Annotated in this window: 16 protein-coding genes; 1 reads left to right on the forward strand and 15 read right to left on the reverse strand. The window is 64.7% G+C overall.

Annotated features, from left to right (window positions below; genetic code table 11):
* Nucleotides 1–499, forward strand: a 499-nt coding sequence (locus O9320_19710) for a methyl-accepting chemotaxis protein (protein ID MCZ8313077.1), incomplete at its 5' end; no start/stop codon positions are given.
* 14 nt (nt 500–513) lie between these two features.
* On the opposite strand, the gene O9320_19715 is transcribed toward O9320_19710, so the two are convergent.
* The 15 genes from O9320_19715 to O9320_19785 all read right to left on the reverse strand — a co-directional run bounded on the left by O9320_19715 (nt 514) and on the right by O9320_19785 (nt 16,033).
* Complete coding sequence (locus O9320_19715; GenBank protein MCZ8313078.1) at nt 514–738, reverse strand: hypothetical protein; 225 nt, start codon at nt 736–738, stop codon at nt 514–516.
* Between the two features lie 85 nt (nt 739–823).
* Nucleotides 824–2,479 (reverse strand): chaperonin GroEL, encoded by a 1,656-nt coding sequence (gene groL / locus O9320_19720; GenBank protein MCZ8313079.1) that lies wholly within the window; start codon nt 2,477–2,479, stop codon nt 824–826.
* 45 nt (nt 2,480–2,524) lie between these two features.
* Complete coding sequence (groES, locus tag O9320_19725; GenBank protein ID MCZ8313080.1) at nt 2,525–2,812, reverse strand: co-chaperone GroES; 288 nt, start codon at nt 2,810–2,812, stop codon at nt 2,525–2,527.
* 152 nt (nt 2,813–2,964) lie between these two features.
* Entirely contained in the window at nt 2,965–3,909 is a 945-nt protein-coding gene (locus tag O9320_19730) for a succinylglutamate desuccinylase/aspartoacylase family protein (GenBank protein ID MCZ8313081.1), read from the reverse strand.
* Between the two features lie 23 nt (nt 3,910–3,932).
* Complete coding sequence (gene hflX / locus O9320_19735; protein MCZ8313082.1) at nt 3,933–5,195, reverse strand: GTPase HflX; 1,263 nt, start codon at nt 5,193–5,195, stop codon at nt 3,933–3,935.
* Between the two features lie 118 nt (nt 5,196–5,313).
* Entirely contained in the window at nt 5,314–5,565 is a 252-nt protein-coding gene (gene hfq / locus O9320_19740; protein ID MCZ8313083.1) for an RNA chaperone Hfq, read from the reverse strand.
* A gap of 100 nt (nt 5,566–5,665) precedes the next feature.
* Nucleotides 5,666–6,370 carry an HAD family hydrolase gene (locus tag O9320_19745; protein ID MCZ8313084.1) on the reverse strand — a complete coding sequence of 235 codons (705 nt, stop codon included), beginning with the start codon at nt 6,368–6,370 and terminating at the stop codon, nt 5,666–5,668.
* Nucleotides 6,367–7,230: a D-amino-acid transaminase gene (locus tag O9320_19750; protein MCZ8313085.1), complete on the reverse strand. Its 864-nt coding sequence runs from the start codon at nt 7,228–7,230 to the stop codon at nt 6,367–6,369. Before O9320_19750 ends, O9320_19745 begins: the two co-directional genes overlap by 4 nt.
* A gap of 34 nt (nt 7,231–7,264) precedes the next feature.
* Nucleotides 7,265–8,686 carry a sigma-54 dependent transcriptional regulator gene (locus tag O9320_19755; protein MCZ8313086.1) on the reverse strand — a complete coding sequence of 474 codons (1,422 nt, stop codon included), beginning with the start codon at nt 8,684–8,686 and terminating at the stop codon, nt 7,265–7,267.
* Nucleotides 8,687–8,729: 43 nt separating this feature from the next.
* Entirely contained in the window at nt 8,730–11,009 is a 2,280-nt protein-coding gene (locus tag O9320_19760) for a PAS domain-containing sensor histidine kinase (GenBank protein ID MCZ8313087.1), read from the reverse strand.
* A gap of 88 nt (nt 11,010–11,097) precedes the next feature.
* The gene (gene ntrC, locus O9320_19765) at nt 11,098–12,543 is read right to left on the reverse strand and encodes a nitrogen regulation protein NR(I) (protein MCZ8313088.1); all 1,446 of its coding nucleotides are present in this window, start codon (nt 12,541–12,543) and stop codon (nt 11,098–11,100) included.
* A gap of 9 nt (nt 12,544–12,552) precedes the next feature.
* Nucleotides 12,553–13,725 (reverse strand): ATP-binding protein, encoded by a 1,173-nt coding sequence (locus O9320_19770; GenBank protein ID MCZ8313089.1) that lies wholly within the window; start codon nt 13,723–13,725, stop codon nt 12,553–12,555.
* On the reverse strand, nt 13,726–14,757 hold the full coding sequence (gene dusB / locus O9320_19775; GenBank protein ID MCZ8313090.1) for a tRNA dihydrouridine synthase DusB: 1,032 nt from the start codon (nt 14,755–14,757) through the stop codon (nt 13,726–13,728).
* 164 nt (nt 14,758–14,921) lie between these two features.
* Nucleotides 14,922–15,719 carry a cytochrome c biogenesis protein CcsA gene (ccsA, locus tag O9320_19780; GenBank protein MCZ8313091.1) on the reverse strand — a complete coding sequence of 266 codons (798 nt, stop codon included), beginning with the start codon at nt 15,717–15,719 and terminating at the stop codon, nt 14,922–14,924.
* Nucleotides 15,720–15,742: 23 nt separating this feature from the next.
* Nucleotides 15,743–16,033 (reverse strand): DUF1330 domain-containing protein, encoded by a 291-nt coding sequence (locus tag O9320_19785; protein MCZ8313092.1) that lies wholly within the window; start codon nt 16,031–16,033, stop codon nt 15,743–15,745.
* Nucleotides 16,034–16,082 lie beyond the last annotated feature (49 nt).

Genomic DNA, 16,082 nt, shown 5'->3' on the forward strand with positions numbered 1-16,082 from the left:
CGTGAAGCTCATCAGCAGCATCGCGTCGCAGACCAATCTCTTGGCCCTCAACGCGACGATCGAAGCGGCCCGTGCGGGCGATGCCGGCAAGGGCTTTGCGGTCGTCGCCTCCGAGGTCAAGAATCTCGCGAGCCAGACCGCGCGCGCCACCGACGAAATCGGCAGCCAGATCTCCGAGATCCAATCGGCGACTGGCGAGACGGTGGGCGCCATCCGCACGATCCGTGAAACGATCGAGCGCATCGACACAATTGCGGCCGCGATCGCAGCCGCGGTCGAAGAGCAAGGGGCTTCGACGGCCGAGATCGCGCGCAACGTCCAGCAGGCCGCCCAGGGCACGCAGGAAGTGTCGCAAACGATCAGCAGCGTCACGCTAGCGGCCAAGGACGCCGGCGTCTCGGCCAAGCAGATGAGCGGCGCTTCGGCTGAGCTATCGGAGGAATCCGCGCGCCTGCGCCAAGAGGTGGAGCGGTTCCTGGCGAGCGTGCGCGCCGCGTAAGCGGCGCTGCGCGCCTACAGGAAATAGAGGAGGATGTTGGTCGCGCGGTCGACCGCGGCAGTCACCGTCTCGTTCGACATGCCGGATTCCGCGCAGCGGCGAACCTGACGGCAGGCTTCGATGAATTCGTCGGAGGCGCCGAGCTTGCGCGCGTCCTGTTCCCACTTGTCGTCCTGTGCGTTCGTCGGATCGCCGATCCGACGCACCAGGCTGACCAAATCGCCGATTTTGTTGGCCATCTTGGCTACTTGCCTTTGTCAAAAAACGGGGCGGAAGGTTGCCCTTCCGCCCCGCCTATTGCAGAGAAATATGAGTAGACCGGACTTAGAAGTCCATGCCGCCCATACCGCCCATGCCGCCGCCCATGCCGCCACCGCCGCCGGCGGGGGCCTCGTCCTTCTTCGGACGATCGGCGATCATGGCTTCGGTCGTGATCAGAAGGGCCGCAACCGAGGCTGCGTCCTGCAGAGCCAAGCGCACGACCTTGGTCGGGTCGATGACGCCTTCCTTGATCATATCCACGTATTCGCCGGTCTGGGCGTTGAAGCCCATCTTCTCGTTCTTGCCTTCGAGAAGCTTGCCGACGATCAGCGAACCGTCCGCACCGGCGTTTTCGGCGATCTGGCGGGCCGGAGCCTGCAGCGCCTTGCGCACGATGTCGATGCCGACCTGCTGGTCGTGGTTGCCGGCCTTGACGCCTTCGAGCACGCGGCTGCCGTAGAGCAGAGCCGCACCGCCGCCGAGCACGATGCCTTCTTCGACCGCAGCCTTGGTCGCATGCATCGCGTCGTCGACGCGGTCCTTGCGTTCCTTGACTTCGACTTCCGTTGCACCGCCGACGCGGATGATGGCGACACCGCCCGCGAGCTTGGCAAGACGTTCCTGCAGCTTCTCGCGGTCGTAGTCCGAGGTCGTATCTTCGACCTGGGCCTTGATCTGGGCGCAGCGCGCTTCGATCTCTTTCTTCTTGCCCGAGCCGTCGACGATCGTGGTGTTGTCCTTGTCGATCGTCACGCGCTTGGCGCGGCCCAGCATGTCGAGCGTCACGGTCTCGAGCTTGATGCCGAGATCTTCCGAGATCACCTGGCCGGCCGTGAGGATCGCGATGTCCTCAAGCATCGACTTGCGGCGATCGCCGAAGCCCGGCGCCTTGACGGCCGAAACCTTGAGGCCGCCGCGCAGCTTGTTAACCACGAGGGTGGCCAAGGCTTCGCCTTCGACTTCTTCGGCGATGATGAGCAAGGGCTTGCCCGTCTGGACCACGGCTTCGAGAACCGGCAGCAGCGGCTGCAGGCTCGCGAGCTTCTTTTCGTGGATCAGGATGTACGGGTTTTCGAGCTCGCAGATCATCTTTTCGGCGTTGGTGATGAAGTACGGCGACAGATAGCCGCGATCGAACTGCATCCCTTCGACGACGTCGAGTTCGGTTTCGAGGGTCTTGGCTTCTTCGACCGTGATCACGCCCGAATTGCCGACCTTCTGCATGGCCTTGGCGATCATCTCGCCGATGTCGCGCTCGCCGTTGGCCGAGATCGTGCCGACCTGGGCAACTTCGTCCGACGTCGAGATCTTCTTCGAACGCTTCTTGAGGTCGGCGACGACCTTCTCGACCGCGATGTCGATGCCGCGCTTGAGGTCCATCGGGTTCATGCCCGCGGCCACGGCCTTCGCACCTTCGCGCACGATCGCCTGGGCCAGAACCGTGGCCGTCGTCGTGCCGTCGCCGGCGAGGTCGCCCGTCTTGATGGCGACTTCACGCACCATCTGGGCGCCCATGTTTTCGAACTTGTCGAGCAGTTCGATTTCCTTGGCGACCGTCACACCGTCCTTGGTGATGCGCGGGGCGCCAAACGACTTCTCGATCACAACGTTGCGACCCTTGGGGCCCAACGTCACCTTGACCGCGTCGGCGAGGATATCGACGCCGCGCAGCATGCGCGCGCGGGCATCGCCGCCGAACCGAACTTCTTTAGCTGCCATGATGCTGTTCCTTCCAAAAAATTGCGCTGCGAAAAATCCGCAGCTTTATTCGATCACGCCGAGAATGTCGGATTCCTTCATGATCAGAAGGTCCTTGCCGTCGATCTTGACTTCCGTGCCCGACCACTTGCCGAACAGGATCTTGTCGCCGGACTTCACGCCCATCGGCTGCAGCTTGCCGTCTTCGGTGCGCGCACCGGGACCGGCGGCAATGACCTTGCCCTGCTGCGGCTTTTCCTTGGCGGTATCGGGAATGATGATGCCGCCCTTGGTCTTGGTTTCTTGGTCGAGGGCTTCGACCAGGACTCGGTCGTTCAACGGCCGGAATTTCATCGTGCAATCTCCTCCGGGAGGGTTCTTCGAAAACGCCAGGCGGAGATGCCTGTTAGCAGTCTCCCCGGGCGAGTGCCAAGCGTTCTAGGCCCCGGCTCGGTCGATGTCAAACGAATAGAAAATTAATATTTCCATAAAGTTACGAGACTTTTTCAATCGACCCGCTGTCCAAGCGTAACGAGCTCCTGCCCCTTGGCCGGAATCGCCTTGGGGAACAGCACGGTACAGCGCGGATAGGGGGCACGGATTTCGCGGTCGCCGTCGCGCGCAATCAGGGTCCCCTCCTCGACTTCCTCGAAGCCGATAAAGGGCCGCACGAAGTGCGGCGCGTCGGATTGGGCGACATGCACGACCGACACGTCGTAAATGCCGACCGGAGCCGGCGCCACTGTCGGGCGATGGGCTTTGACGAAAGCCGGATCGAGCATGTCGAGGCTCGCCAGAAAATCGAGAAAAGTCGCTTTGGCGACATCGACGGAGCGGGCTAGGAAATGCGCACCGCATTCGACGACGAGGGCCGCCTTCTCGCCCGCCTTTGCGGCAAAGGGCGCGTACTCGATCAAGGTGCGGCCTTCGAACACGCCGTCTTCGAGCAGGATCGTACGCGGATAGCCGATACGCTCGGCCAAAGCGCGCGCCCGCGCAACGCGGGCTCCGACGAAAAACGGACGCACGTCGAAGGTTGTCGAATGGATGTCGAGCACGAAATCGGCTTCGTCGACGAAGGGGCGCAATTCGCGCGCGCGTGCGGCCTCGACGGTGCGTTCGTTTTCGAGCCAGTCGCTGCGCCACACGCGGTTCATGTCGCGATCGACGAAGCGGCTGTCGAGCGGCTTTGCCGCATCGAAGCTGCGATAGGCCGCGACGTTGGCAAATGCCAGAACGAGCGCGCCCTTGCGCGGCCGCAAGCCCTGCGACAAAGCCCAATGCAGCGTTTCGGCGCCGCAGAATTCGTTGCCGTGCGTTAGACCCACGACCATCGCCGTGGGGCCAGCGACGCCGCTTTCGAAGCGATGCACGAACGGCGTGCCGGTATTGCCTCTCTCCCAAGCCGACAAATCGCGCGGCAGAACTTCGATGGGCGGCAATTCGGGCATTGCGTCGCTATCGAGAACCGGGGTCAGTGGGCAGCTGCGCGGCGATGTTCGAAGCGCTTGCGGTCGGCCGGGTCGAGGGCCACGACCACATGCAAGCGCCCCTCCTCGCTGCGGCTTTCGAGCACGCGACCATGCGAATGCAGCCAAGCGATATCCGCGCCGTCGGCGAAATCGAGATCGTATTCGACCGTCTCGCGGATCGCGGCCAGACGGCGCTCGATGCGTTCGAGCAGATCGGCACACCCGTCGCCGGTGACGGCCGACACCACGGCCGTATCGGGCTCGCGCGCCGCACGCTCGAGCAGGGCGTCGTGCGCTTCCGGGGCGAGCAGATCGGCCTTGTTCAGAACGTCGATAAAGGGGTTGTCGGCGGTCGGGCTGCGCCCCAGTTCTGCAAGCACTGCGCGCACGTCGCTTGCTTGCGCGTCCGTCTCGGGATGGGCGACGTCGTGCACATGCAGCACGAGGTCGGCGGCCAGCACCTCTTCGAGCGTGGCGCGGAAGGCCGCGACCAGATCGTGCGGTAGATCGGCCACGAAGCCGACCGTATCGGAAAGAATGATCTTGCGGCCCGACGGCAGCTCGAGGGCGCGCATCGTGGGATCGAGGGTCGCGAACAGCATGTCGGCCGCAAGCACCCGCGCATGCACGAGGCGATTGAACAAGGTTGACTTGCCCGCGTTCGTGTAGCCCACCAGTGCGACGACCGGATAGGGGACGCGCTCGCGCGAGCGGCGATGCAAAGCGCGCGTACGCTTGACCTCTTCGAGGTCGCGCTTCAGGCGGATGATCTTGTCGCCGATCATACGACGATCGCTTTCGAGCTGGCTTTCGCCGGGACCGGCCAAGAAGCCAAAACCGCCGCGCTGGCGCTCTAAGTGCGTCCAGGTGCGAACGAGGCGGCTTTTCTGGTAGCTCAGCTGCGCCAGTTCGACCTGCAATCGCCCTTCGGCCGTGCGCGCGCGTGCGCCGAAAATCTCGAGGATGAGGCCGGTGCGGTCAAGCACCTTGCACGCCCATTCCTTTTCGAGATTGCGCTGCTGCACGGGCCCCAACGTCGCGTCCATCACGACGACGGCAATGCCCTCTTCGCGGATGAGTTCCTTGAGACGCGCAACCGTGCCCATGCCGAGTAGCGTCGAGGGGCGGAACGCATTGAGGCGCACGACCTCGCGCGCAGCGACCGCAAGGTCGATCGCGCGCGCAAGGCCCACCGCCTCTTCGAGCTTGGCTTCGGGCGAACGCTCGAGCGGCGAGCGGGCTTTGCCTTTGTGCGCCGGATGCACGACGAGGCACTTGCCCTCGGTCTTGCGCGCGGCGAATTCGACAAGCGCCTTCTCTTCGGCTTCCGCTTTCTGCGCCTTCAGATCGACAGCCGGCTCGGTCGGTTTGCGCGACAAGGCGTTAGCCTTCGCCCCCGTCTTTGTCGCCGTCGAACAAGGCGATCGGGCCCGTCGGCATCACGGTCGAAATCGCGTGTTTGTAGACGAGCTGGCTGTGGCCGTCGCGGCGCAGCAGCACCGAGAAATTGTCGAACCACGTCACGATGCCCTGAAGCTTGACGCCGTTGACAAGGAAGATCGTGACGGAGGTCTTGTTCTTGCGGATGTGGTTCAGGAAAACGTCTTGGACGTTTTGCGATTTTTCGGCGGACATAATCGGTGCCCTTCTGTTTTTGCGACCGCTGTCTCTGGCGACAACGGACGGTGCGAAGATGGACCAAAAACCGGCACCAAAATCCCGGTGCAGGCCGCCATCATGGGAGTGATTTAGGGCGATCCCGAGGCAATTGCAGCCCCCGCCAGACTCGTCCCAAATCGTCCAAGGTTTCGACGCAAAACCGCGGCGGATAAGCGGCCAAAGCCGCGTCCTCGCCATGGCCTCCGCCAAAAAGGACTGGGACACAGCCTGCCGCATGCGCGGTCTGCATATCAAGCGCCGTATCGCCGACAAACCAAACATCTTGATTCTGCGGTGTCTTGATACCGCTTGCGGCGAGATCAGCCAGCGCCTGATCGACCGGGGCGCGGTCGGGCTTGTCGCGCGGCGCGTCGGTCGCCCCCACGAGGCTGCGGAAATAGCCCGACCAGCCGAGATGCGCCGCCTCGCGCCGCAGCAAGTTACCGTGTTTGTTGGAGACCACGCCGAGCGGCACTTGGGCGGCAAGCTCGGCGACCAAAGCAGCCGCCCCCGGCAAGGCCGTTACCGTCTTGAGATGCTCGGCCTCGAAGGTTTTGTAGAAGACGTCGCGCGCCTGTTGCCAATCGTCGCCGAAAAGCTCGGGAAACGAATCGCGCAACGAGCGGCGCACGCGCTGGCGCGTTTCGTCAATCGTCCACGGCGCTTGGCCGAACGCGACCAGGGCGGCATTGATGGCGACGCGCAGCGTCTCCCAGCTATCGACGAGCGTATTGTCCCAATCGAACAGAACCGCGCGCGGCCGAGCGAGGCCAGCGCTCATGCAGCGCCAGCCTGCCGGTCCATGTGCGCCACATAGGCCGCGCGCAGCCGCAGCGCCAACGTGCCGGGCTTCCCGTTGGCGATGGGCGCTTCGTCGAGCTGCGTGACAGGCATCGCGAAGGACGAGGCCGAGGTCACGAACGCCTCGCGCGCCCGGCGCATTTCCTCGAGCGTGAAGGCGCGCTCCTCGAAAGCAAGGCCGAGCTCTTTGGCGATCTTGATGATCTCGAGGCGCGTGATGCCGTTCAGAATGTCGTTGGACGGCGGACGCGTGACGAGTTTGCCTTCCGGCGTGACGATCCAGGCATTGGATGAGCTGCCCTCGGTCACCACGCCGTTTTCGTCGACGAGGATCGCCTCGTAAGCGCCCGCAACGCGCGCGGCTTGTTTTGCGATGCAGTTGGGCAGCAGCGAGATCGTTTTGATGTCGCATCGCCCCCAACGAATGTCGGGCTGCACGATCGCCTTGACGCCGTCTTCGATCATTGCGGTCGTATGCGGTTTGGCGTTGCGCGCGGTCACCACGATCTGCGTCTTGGGATGCTTGGGGAACGCGTGGTCGCGCGGGGCAACGCCGCGCGTCATCTGCAGATACACAATACCGTCGCGGACGAGATTGCGCCGGATCGTTTCGCGCATCACGCATTCGAGAGCCGCACGCGACATCGGCATCGCCATCGCCATCTCGCGCAACGAGCGCTCGAGCCGGTCGAGATGCGGCACATTGTCGATCATGTGCCCGCCGCGCACGGCGCAGACTTCGTAGATGCCGTCGCCGAACTGGTAGCCGCGGTCGTCGATATGCACGCGCGCCTGCGCATGCGGCACGTAGCGGCCATTCACATAAGCGATGCGCGACATTGAAATCCCCCGATCTTTTCAGCAATCCGGCTTATCAGGAATCCAGCGACGGCCCGCGGTCGCGGTCGACGCCGTGCACGCCCAGCACTTTGAGCTTGCGATGGAGGGCCGAGCGTTCCATGCCGACGAAATTGGCAGTGCGAGATATATTGCCGCCGAAGCGCGTGACCTGGGCGATCAAATACTGGCGCTCGAACAATTCGCGCGCCTCGCGCAGCGGCAGCCCCATGATCTCGGCCCCGCTCTCGCCGCGCAAAGCGCTCGGCACGGCGGCACCCAGATCGGGCGGCAGGTTTTCCGAGCGGATCGGCTGTCCGGCGTCGCCCGGCGCCATGATCAGCAGCCATTCGACAACATTGCGCAGCTGGCGGATATTGCCGGGCCATTCGTGCGTCTGCAGCGTGGCGATCGCGTCGTCGGCGACGCCGCGCGGGTTCATGCCCGTGGCAGCTGCGGCACGCGCCATGAAATGCAGCACGAGGTCGGGGATGTCTTCGCGCCGCTCTTTGAGGGCCGGAATGCGGATCGGCACGACGTTGAGGCGGTAGAACAGATCCTCGCGGAAGCGGCCTTCCTGGATCTCGCGCATCAGATCGCGGCTCGACGAAGCAATCACGCGCACATCGACCTGCACGCGCGCGCGCCCGCCCACGCGCTCGAAACTCTGCTCCTGCAGCATGCGCACGATCTTGCCTTGGGTTTCGAGCGGCATGTCGGCAACTTCGTCCAAGTAAAGCGTTCCGTTGTGCGCCTTTTCGAACAGGCCGACCTTGGGCAAGGGTGCGTCCGCCGCATCGACAGCCGAGCCCGGCTCGATGCCGAACATCTCGATTTCCATCGCGTTCGGCCGCAGGCTTGCGCAATTGACCGCGACGAACGGGCCGTCCGCACGCTTGGACAGCGCATGGACGAGCCGGGCGGCCGACTCCTTGCCCGCCCCGGCTGGGCCCTGCAGCAGCACGCGGCTGCCCGTGGGTGCAACGCGCTCGAGCTGCGTGCGCACTTGGTTGATTGCGGTCGAGCGGCCGACGATGGCGGCCGGGTCGCCCGCACGCAGCTTGAGCTCTTCATTCTCGCGTCGCAGGCTCGCACTCTCGAGGGCGCGCTGCACGATGAGCAGCAGCCGGTCGGCCTTGAACGGCTTTTCGATGAAGTCGTAGGCACCGCGCCTTATGGCGCCGATCGCCATCTCGATGTTGCCGTGGCCGCTGATGATCACGACCGGCACATCCGGGTGCTCGCGCTTGACGACGTCGAGCACTTCGAGGCCGTCGAGCGCACTGCCCTGCAGCCACACGTCGAGAATCACAAGGCTCGGCCGGCGCGCGCGCATCGCTTCGAGGGCCGCCGTGCTGTTGGCGGCATTGCGCGTCTGGTGGCCATCGTCTTCCAGAATGCCTGCGATCAGCATCCGGATGTCGGCCTCGTCGTCGACGATGAGTATGTCGTGCGCCATTTTCGAGGGGACCCTTGGTCGGGGCCACTGTCCTTCGTGAAATCTAGGAAACCGCCGTCTTCGATACGGGAGGCGACGCGGCGGACGAGTCTACGGGCGCAATACTATCCGTCTGCACCGCAGAGGGGAATACCAGCGTTACGATCGCCCCGCCGCCTGGCCGGTCGCCCAAGATCAACGTCCCGCCATGGTCTTCCATGACCTTTTTGACGATCGCAAGCCCAAGCCCCGTGCCCTTGGCGCGCGTCGTCATGTAAGGCTCGGTCAGGCGATGGCGGTCGGCCGTCGGCAGGCCCTTGCCGTTGTCGGCGACCGACAGGCAGAAGCGCCCTTGCGCGTCGCGCACCACGCGCACCGCCACGTGCGGGGCCGGCAGGTCCGTGCCCTCGCGCCCGGCGATCGCGTCGAGCGCGTTCTGGAGCAGGTTCGTCAAAGCCTGGCCGATCAAGCCCGCATCGAGCTTGAGGGCCAAGCGACCCGGCGGCAGATCGACCTCGAACACGGCTTCGCTGTGCGCGTTCGACTGCAGCAGCACCGTGCGGCGCACGAGATCGCTGAGATCTTCGCTGCGCATGCGCGGGGCCGGCATGCGCGCGAACGACGCGAACTCGTCGACCATGCGGCCGATGTCTTCGACCTGGCGCACGATGGTCTCGATGCACAGCCGGAACGTGTCGGGGTCGCTTTTGATCTCGGCCAGATATTTGCGCTGCAGCCGCTCGGCCGAAAGCTGGATCGGCGTCAGCGGGTTCTTGATCTCATGCGCGATGCGCCGTGCGACGTCGGCCCAGGCCGCCGTGCGCTGGGCGGTCTCGAGTTCGCTCACATCGTCGAAGGTCGCGACAAGCCCGGCCGCCCCGTCGTCAAGCTGGGCGCGCGCCACGCGCACCACGAAAGTGCGCTTGCGGCCGCCGCGCACGAGCTGAACGGTCCCTTGCGCCGGCCGGTCGGGATTGGCGATCGCCGCCTCGAGAAGGGGCGCAAACTCAGGTACGCGGGCCGCAAGCGGGGTGCCGATCGCGGCGTCGAGATCGGCATCGAGCAGTTGCGAGGCCGACCGGTTCGGCAGGTCGATCTGGCCGCGCGCATCGAGTGCCACCACGCCGGCCGACACGCTCGCAAGCACCGCCTCGGTGAAGCGGCGGCGATATTCGATCTGGCGGTTGGCGTCGACGAGTTCGGCGCGCTGGGCGCCCAACTGCGCGGTCATGCGGTTGAAGGCCCGCGACAAGGAGCCGAGATCGTCGTCGCGAGCACCCTCTTCGACGCGCACCGAAAGATCGCCGTCGCGCACGCGCTGGGTCGCACCGATCAAAGCACCGACCGGCCGCGCAACACGGTTGGCAATGGCGATCCCCATCCAGATCGCGGCGAGCAGCAGCAGCAAGGCCACCACGACGAAGATCACGGCAAAGGTAATCTGGAAGCCCGAACGCTTGGCCTCAAGCGACTGGTAGATCTGCACGGCCGCGCGTGTGCTGTCGACATGCGCAACGACGCTGGGATCGACGAAGCGCCCGACGAGCAGAAACGTGTCGTCGAAACCGTCGAGGCGGGCGAGCGCGCGCACGCGGTCGCTGCGGCTTGCATTTTCGGCGTTTTCTTCGGGCGCGAACACCACCACCTCGCCCGCGCGGGCGCGGTCGAGGCCCCAGAAAGGTACGGCGAGCTGCAGCGTGAAACCATTGCGCGCGTAGACGCGACCGCGGCCGTCGAACACGACCGATTCGCTGAGCGAACGCACTTGCGTTTGAGAATCGAGCAACGCCTGGATTTCGTCGGGTTCGGCCAGCACGAGCGAGCCCGCGCGCGACAGATCGTTGCCCATCGCCAGAATGTCGCCGCGGATGTTGTTGCGATGCTCCTCGAGATACGCCTCGACGACGGCAAGCGACTGGCCCAGCGCATCGCGTACCGGATCGGCGAACCACGCCTGGACGCCGAGATTGAAGAACAGCACGGTCGCCACCGCCATGACCGCGGCAGGCGCCCCGGCAAGGGCCGCAAACAGTACGACGAGCTGCACATGCAAACGCGCGCCGGCCTCGCCGCGCCGGCGCTGCAGCCACAGCCGCACGATCTCGCGCGCGATGACCGTGGCAAGTGCGAGCAGCAGCACGAGATTGGCCAGCAGCAGCCATACAAGCGTACGCGGATCGGGCCCTTCGGCGCCCGTGATCACGAGATAGGTGACCACCCCGGCCAAAACCGACAATGCCACGAGCAAAAATGCGAATTTGCGCGTGAGGCCGACGCGCACCGCCCAGCTCAGCAGACGCTGCAGCGGCGGGTCGGCGGATGCCGATGTTTCGTGGGATCTCAATTCAGCCATTTCGACGCCAAAAAAAGGCCACGCAAAAAACCAGGGCCGACGGCCGAGGATGCGGCGCGTTGCCGATGCGCTTCGGGGCTTATTTTAGGCCGCGGACGACTTGGATGTCCAATTCGCGGATTTTCTTGCGCAGCGTATTGCGATTGAGTCCGAGGAGCTGGGCGGCCTTGATCTGGTTGCCGCGCGTGGCGATCAAGGTCAGCGACAGAAGCGGGCGTTCGACCTCACGCACGATGCGGTCGTAGACGCCGATCGGCGGCAGCCCGTCTCTGTGCGCGGCAAAATAGGCTTTGAGATGGCGATCCACGGCCGTTCCCAACGACTCGTCGCTGGCCGCCGTCTCGGCGACCGGTGCCGGCCCCGCTTCCGCGAGCTCGCTCTCGACGATGTCGATGCCGATCACTTCCTGCGAATAGAGGGCTGTGAGGCGGCGAATGAGGTTTTCGAGCTCGCGCACGTTGCCGGGCCAGCGATGCTGCTTCAAGCGCTCCATCGCGGTCGCGTCGATCGTCTTGACCGGCAAGCCTTCGGTCGCCGTGGTTTGCAGGAAATGGCGCACGAGCAGCGGCACGTCGTCCGCGCGCTCGCGCAACGGCGGCAGGCGGATCGGCACGACGTTGAGCCGATAATAGAGGTCTTCGCGGAACAGCCCCTGGCGCACGAGCAGGCGCAGATCTCGGTGCGTGGCCGCGACGATGCGCACGTCGGCGCGAATGCGCGTGCGCCCACCCACGGTCGTGTATTCGCCCTCCTGCAGCACGCGCAGCAGCCGCGTCTGCGCTTCGAGCGGCATATCGCCGATCTCGTCGAGGAACAGCGTGCCGCCCTGGCTCTGCTCGAAGCGGCCGGCATAGCGCGACGTGGCGCCGGTGAATGCGCCTTTCTCGTGGCCGAACAATTCGCTCTCGATGAGCTCGCGCGGGATCGCAGCCATGTTGAGGGCCACGAATGGCCCGTTGCGCCGCTTGCCGTAATCGTGCAGCGCCCGGGCGACGAGCTCTTTGCCCGTCCCGGACTCGCCGTTGATCATCACGGTCAAGTCCGTCGCCATCAGGCGTGCGAGCACGCGGTAGATTTCCTGCATCGCCGCCGAGCGGCCGATCAGCGGCAGTTTTTCGTCGGGCTCGTCGGGATCGCCGTCGTAGACGACCGGCGCTTTGGGGGCCGTGAGCGCGCGTTCGACGACCGAAACGAGCTCCTTGAGGTCGAAGGGCTTGGGCAGATACTCGAAAGCGCCGCGCTCGGTCGCTTTGATCGCGGTTAGAAGCGTGTTCTGGGCGCTCATCACGATCACGCGCAGATCGGGGCGCACCTTGCGGATGCGCGGCACCAGATCGAGGCCGTTCTCGTCGGGCATCACGACGTCGGTGATCACGAGATCGCCGTCGCCGTCCGCGACCCACTTCCAGAGCTGCGCTGCATGGCCGGTCAAGCGCACATCGTAGCCCAGACGCCCAAGCGCCTGGTTCAGCACAGTCCGAATCGCCTTGTCGTCGTCGGCGACCAGAATGGTGGCTTGAGCCATAGGGACCTTTTACCTCTCCGCACCCGCGTCGTGGAACCGATCGCCGAACGCCTGCTCGCCGCTCGCGACCGACAGCCGGACGCGAAACGAGGTTCGTCGCGGCTGGCTGTCGAATTCGATGACTCCCCCATGGTCGCCAACGATTTTGGCAACCAAAGCAAGTCCCAGGCCAGTTCCATTCTTTTTGGTCGTTATGAACGGTTCGAACAGATGCGGGCGGATTTCGTCCGGGATGCCGTCGCCATTGTCCTGGACGGTCACGACAAGCGGCAGCGGCACGCGTTGGCCCACGCCGGGCACTGCAAAACGCACACCCTGCTGGAACGCCGTCGACAAGGTGACCTCGCCGCCCTGGCGCGGACAGGCTTCGACCGCATTTTTGACGAGGTTCAGGAAAATCTGGATCAACTGGCCGTGATCGCCCAGCACCGGCGGCAGCGACGGATCGTAGGTCTCGACGAAGCGCACATGCCGGCCGAAACCGTTTTGCGCCAACATGCGCACATGGCCCAGCACGCGGTGGATATTGACCGGCATCAGATCAAGCGGGAGGCCGTCGCTGAAAATCTCCATGCGATCGACAAGGGCGCGAATGCGGTCGGCCTCGTCGCAGATGAGGCGCGTGAGTTCGCGGTCCTGGGGCTGCGCCGTCTGCTCAAGCAGCTGGGCCGCCCCGCGTATGCCGGAGAGCGGGTTCTTGACCTCGTGCGCCAGCATCGAAGCCATCGCCCCCACCGAGCGCGCGGCGTTGCGATGCACGAGCTGGCGGCCGATCTTGCGCGCGATGGTGCGCAACTGGATCGTCAGCACCACAAGCCCTTCGACGTCGCCATCCGACATCGAAGCCGCGCGTACCGACACCAGATGCTTGCCGATGCGCGGCGTGTCGATCAGCACTTCTTCGTCCGAGACGCTGGCGCCGTATTGGCGAGCCTGGTCGATCGTGCCGAAGATCGGGCTGTCGTCGGGCAGAAAATCCGAGAGACGGCGGCCCAACATCATGCCGGCCCCGAGTTCGAAGAAATTCTCGGCCGCCGGATTCACGTAGCGCAGCACGCGGTCGGCATCGAGCACGGCGATCACGTCTGTGATGGCGCCGAGAACGGCCCCCAGATCGCCGATGCCGACCTGCAATGCCCCGCGCGCCGCGAGGCGTTCGCTTTTGGAAAACGGACGCGCCATTTATGCCGCCTCCTTGAGATCGCTTGCCGCCCCGCCGTCGAGCGGCGGCACGTAGCCTGCTTCGATGGCACGGCCCCACACGGCGCGGATCAAGTCTTTGACGGCGTCGGGCGAGCCGAGCGTCATGACTTTGCCGCGGAATTCGGCCGCCCCCGGAAAGCCGCGCGCGTACCAGCCCAAATGCTTGCGCGCCATGCGCATGCCGGTCTCGGCGCCGTAATGCACGAGCATGTCTTCGTAGTGCGCCAGCACGATCGCCATCTGCGTTTCGGCCGAGGGATCGGGCAGGCGCTCGCCCGTGGCAAGAAAATGGATCACGTTGGCCGGGAACCAGGGCCGCCCGCACGCCCCGCGCCCGATCATGACGCCGTCGGCACCCGATTGGGCGAATGCGGCCGCCGCATCGTCGTAGCGCACGATGTCGCCGTTCGCGAAGACCGGGATCGACACCGCCTGCTTCACGTTGCGGATCCATGCCCAGTCGGCCTTGCCTTCGTAGAATTGCTGGCGCGTGCGGCCATGGATGGCGAGCGACTTGATGCCGCATTCTTGTGCGATTTTCGCGAGCTGCGGCGCGTTTTTCGAATTGGCGTCCCAGCCCAGTCGCATCTTAAGCGTGACCGGCACTTTGACGGCCTTAACCGTCGCTTCGAGAATGCGCGCGGCCTGGATTTCGTCGCGCATCAACGCCGAGCCGGCATGGCCGTTCACGACCTTTTTGACCGGGCAGCCGAAATTGATGTCAATGAGGGCCGCCCCACGATCTTCGTTGAGCTTGGCGGCCTCGGCCATCACGGCGGGCTCGCAGCCCGCCAGCTGCACTGCCATCGGAAATTCTTCGGGCACCGAGCGCGTCATCAGCAGCGATTGGCGGTTTTCGCGGATCATCGCTTGGCTTGCGATCATCTCCGAAACCACCAGCCCCGCCCCGTGGCGCTTGACCAAACGCCGAAACGGCAAATCCGAGATGCCGCTGAGCGGGGCCAAAACCACCGGCGCCTCGAGGAGAATGGGCCCAATCGAAATGCTCATAAAATAGGCTGCTCGCGGCTGTGGCTAAGGAATGGTCGTTTTACCGCACGTACCCGTCCCTGGCAAGAGCCGATCTGCAAACGCGATTCGCTGCGGCGCAACAGCACTTACGCACCGGTATCCAGGGGTGCATGCTGGGAATCTATTGCAGTGCAATAAAAGATTTAACCGATCAAGACATCAGTCACGAATTTCACACCCGGGTATGCAAGTGTGAGCAACAAATAGGCAAAAAGCACGTACCGCGCGGCCCGGCGACCCGACAAACCGCCGCGGTAGTGCACCACGACGAGCACAGCGATCGCCAGGAAGGTCGCCAGCGACAACAATGTTTTGTGGTCGGGCACGATCATCTGGCCTTGTGTGAGCCACGAAACCGTGAAGCCCGAGACGAGGGCAAAGGCCAGCACCATGCCGCTTGCGATCAAAAGCCGCACGAGCAGCCCCTCGCCGGCTGCAACCGACGGCAAGCTGCGCGTGAATTCGGTCGGGCGTTTGAGGCGCAACGCGCGCTCCTGCAGAAAGACGCCGAGCCCTGCGACGGCCGCCAATGTCAGCAAGCCATAGGCGGCAACCGCCATCAGAATATGCGAGATGAGCCACGCCTCGGGCTCGTTGCCGAGCAAGGGGCGCGCCGGTGCATGCTGCCAAATCGTCGCGAGTGCCGCGAGCGAGAGCAGATAGGGAATCAATAGCGCCGTCAGGCGCATTGCCGTGCGCTCGAGCCGCACGAGGCCTGCAAACAGCAGCATGCTGGCGAACACCGCGACCCACAAGGTGGCGGCAAGCCCGGTGCGCCAGCCGTCGCCGATATTGTCGGCAATCCACACGCCTGGCCCCGCAATGCCCACAGCCAGCGCAAGCCAAAACGGCAAAGCGGGGGCATCGTCGTCGTGGCGCACGAACCCGACCGGCAACAAGGCCGCCATCGCCGCCAGCGAGAGGAGGAACTGCATGTCCATCGTGCGCACGAGTCTAGCGCCGACTAGACGCCTTCGACCACAATCATATTGAAACGGTTTGTGGCACCCGCGCGCGCCGCGCGTGCGGCCCGGTACTCGGGCGAATCGTAGAATTTTTGCGCCTGTCCGGCGGTCGAAAATTCGACGACCACCACACGCGACGGCGCCCAATTGCCTTCGAGCACCTGCATATTGCCGCCGCGCGACAGGAAGCGCCCGCCATAGGCCGCAATGGCGCCGGGCGACAGCGCGCGGTAGCCTTCGTACTTGGCGGGATCGGAAACCTCAATGTCGGCGATCACATAGGCGGGCATGGGACGTGCCTCTTGGCGTGCGGGCTGCTAGATTGCGCGACAGCATACG

It is taken from the genome of Magnetospirillum sp. (genome assembly GCA_027532905.1).
In the GTDB taxonomy this organism is placed as follows: Bacteria; Pseudomonadota; Alphaproteobacteria; order CACIAM-22H2; family CACIAM-22H2; genus Tagaea.